The sequence below is a fragment of the Parasphingorhabdus sp. genome, from assembly GCF_036963705.1.
Classification (GTDB): domain Bacteria; phylum Pseudomonadota; class Alphaproteobacteria; order Sphingomonadales; family Sphingomonadaceae; genus Parasphingorhabdus.
In genome coordinates this window covers 1-2,316 of record NZ_JBALUT010000143.1, presented here as the reverse complement: position 1 = coordinate 2,316, position 2,316 = coordinate 1, and the positions used below count along the sequence as shown (strand labels likewise).

4 protein-coding genes and 1 pseudogene are annotated in these 2,316 nt (G+C 58.5%); 3 read left to right on the top strand and 2 right to left on the bottom strand.

All coding sequences use genetic code 11. The annotated features are described in order from the left end of the window. The 3 genes and pseudogenes from V7680_RS15475 to V7680_RS15465 form a co-directional block, all read left to right on the top strand. Positions 1 to 83, top strand: a pseudogene (locus V7680_RS15475) (IS481 family transposase); the annotation flags it as partial. Between the two features lie 9 nt (positions 84 to 92). Further along, the gene (locus tag V7680_RS15470; protein ID WP_335654147.1) at positions 93 to 389 is read left to right on the top strand and encodes a hypothetical protein; all 297 of its coding nucleotides are present in this window, start codon (positions 93 to 95) and stop codon (positions 387 to 389) included. Positions 390 to 512: 123 nt separating this feature from the next. Beyond that, positions 513 to 1,217: a hypothetical protein gene (locus V7680_RS15465; protein WP_335654146.1), complete on the top strand. Its 705-nt coding sequence runs from the start codon at positions 513 to 515 to the stop codon at positions 1,215 to 1,217. Between the two features lie 7 nt (positions 1,218 to 1,224). Here V7680_RS15465 and V7680_RS15460 read toward each other — a convergent pair whose 3' ends face one another. Beyond that, positions 1,225 to 1,719, bottom strand: a complete 495-nt coding sequence (locus V7680_RS15460) for a pyridoxamine 5'-phosphate oxidase family protein (protein ID WP_335654145.1) — start codon at positions 1,717 to 1,719, stop codon at positions 1,225 to 1,227. 104 nt (positions 1,720 to 1,823) lie between these two features. Next, positions 1,824 to 2,096, bottom strand: coding sequence for a hypothetical protein (locus V7680_RS15455; protein WP_335654144.1), 273 nt, complete (start codon positions 2,094 to 2,096; stop codon positions 1,824 to 1,826). Positions 2,097 to 2,316 lie beyond the last annotated feature (220 nt).

The following is a 2,316-nucleotide window of genomic DNA, read 5'->3' as shown; positions in this document are numbered from 1 at the left end:
GGGAGCAGTTTTACAACTTCCACAGACCGCATGGCGCGTTTAATGGAAAAACACCTTACGAAGCTCTTCGGGAAAGGCTATAACGCCATGAAGTGAATGTCTCACCAGTCACCCGATGTTACACTTCGGCCGAATTCCGTCAATTGACTGCGAATGTCCCGCAATCGGGCGATCCCAAAGAAGCCGCTAAATGGGCGGACCGGGTTGCCAATGCCGCCGACAGCTGGGCGAAAAATGACAATCGCGAGGGTGACGGGCAGAGTGACCTGACCAAGGCGATGAAGCAGCAGGCAAAGGCACAGAACGCGGTCGAGAAAGCGCAATCCGACATCACCAATGGCCGGACGATGAAGGCCGAAGCGCAGCAGCGCAGCATGGCGACTAACTAGGTTGTCAGCTATGATAGCAGCCATCCAAACGGGGAACGGCCATTGTCAGGTGAAATGAACAACATTCGAGATTCTGGAAACAGTAAGCGGGCGCCAGGTTTTGGGTCGCACGTGCGCGGACTGGTGACAGAGAGGCGGGGTCGGACCAGTCCGGCCCCGTCTTGGCGTTCTGTTCCGCTGCTTTCTGTGCTGGTGATCGCACTGGTTGCGGCCCCTGCGTTCGCCGAACAGGGCAAACGCAAAAAGGGTGTAATCGGCAATGCCGGTGATGCGGTGACCCAGCCGCTCAACGATCTCAATTTCCGGTCGGATGATATTCCGGTCGAATTGCTGATGATCCAGGACGAACCTTATGCTTTAGGCGGTCTACATGATTGTCCGGCGCTGCAGCGGGAAATTGCGAAACTGGAAGACGTGCTGGGACCAGACGCCGATGAACCGCAGCAACAATCTGGGGTGGTTAGCAAGGCGCTGAAAACAGGCGGGAGTTTTCTCGGCGGGTTCATTCCGTTTCGTGGAGCGGTGCGGGAATTGTCCGGCGCCAATGCCGCTCGCCGCCGAATGGATAGAGCGGTCTATGCCGGTGTCGCCCGCAGGGGGTTCCTCAAAGGCTTTGCCGAGGCGCGGCAGTGCAAGACCGCCGAAGCGCTGGCGATCGAGGCGGCCGAGCTCAGGCTGGGTTTGCGCGCCGCTCCGGTAGCAGCGGAATTCACCGAGGCGCCACTGCCCAATCTGACGCCGCCGGTGTTGCAGGCGGATTCGATATTCGAGATCGACCTGCCACCTTCCGATACATTGGATGCGGCGGAGGTCGATCCCGATATTTGACTGCTGGTTACAGCGCTACCTTCGCATGTTCGCCCATTTCGTCGCCCTTCATCGTCATGCCGGTCATCATCTTGAACAGACCGGTGACGCCAGGATCGGCTTCCCAGATTTCCGCGTCGGCGAGATCAAGCCGCAGCATCAGCAGGCTCGGGTCCTGACGGCCCTGTTCGTACCAGGCCTCGACCGGCTTGCTCCAGTGCTTGTCGATGATCGCCGGGTCGGTTTCCTCGGTCAGGGTGCCGGACACGCACGCGAACAGGTCATGGCCCTTTGACGCATATTGCATCATCGCCGGGCCGCCCTTGGCCAGCCGGTTGTCGCGCGAGGTGTAGAACCAGATCGCGCTGTTGGCGTCCTTGTCGAGCTGCGCGCGCATCGGGATGCTGTGCTGGCGGCTGCTGTCGAGCGCGATCATCACGAACGGGCTGTCGGCGATCGATTCCCAGAATTCCTCGCGGATTTCGTCGGGGTTGGTGCTGTGTTTCATATCGGCGTCGCTCATGGTCTTTCTCCTTTTTGACTATTGCTAAACCAACGCACAGGACGGAAAAGGTTGCACAAAAAGCGAAGGGATGTTCGGCGGATTGCGGGTTCACCTATCCGGGGTCAGCCAGCCTCGCTAGCGCTGACGCCGCTCTTGGGCTTGCGCAGCAGATAGCGATAAATCCCGAAAATATTGATCCCGAACAGCACCAGATTCTGGACCGCCAGCGGGTTGTTACCATCGATCAGCGAGGCGGCAATCCAGACCACCGACGAGCCGGAAAATATGATGAAGCCGATCCCGGTGATTTTGGCACCAGCGTTGAGCGATACCAGTATCGCGGCGATCATGCCGCTGATGCTGGCAGTCCAGCGCAGGATATCAATGAGGTCCATGATATTGCTTTCCTTCGTTTTAGTGCGCGGGTTTTCGGCGCCAATGGGGAAGCAACGGCGGGCGCGGCCTTTGGTTCCGCGTCACTGAAAGCCCGACCCCGATGATAAGCTTGGTTGCGGTGAGGGCGCATTGATATTAGGCACGCTGCTTACTTCTTTGCACAAGGACGCATCATGACCGATCATCTCGAAACCATGGCTGTACATGCCGGCACCGAAC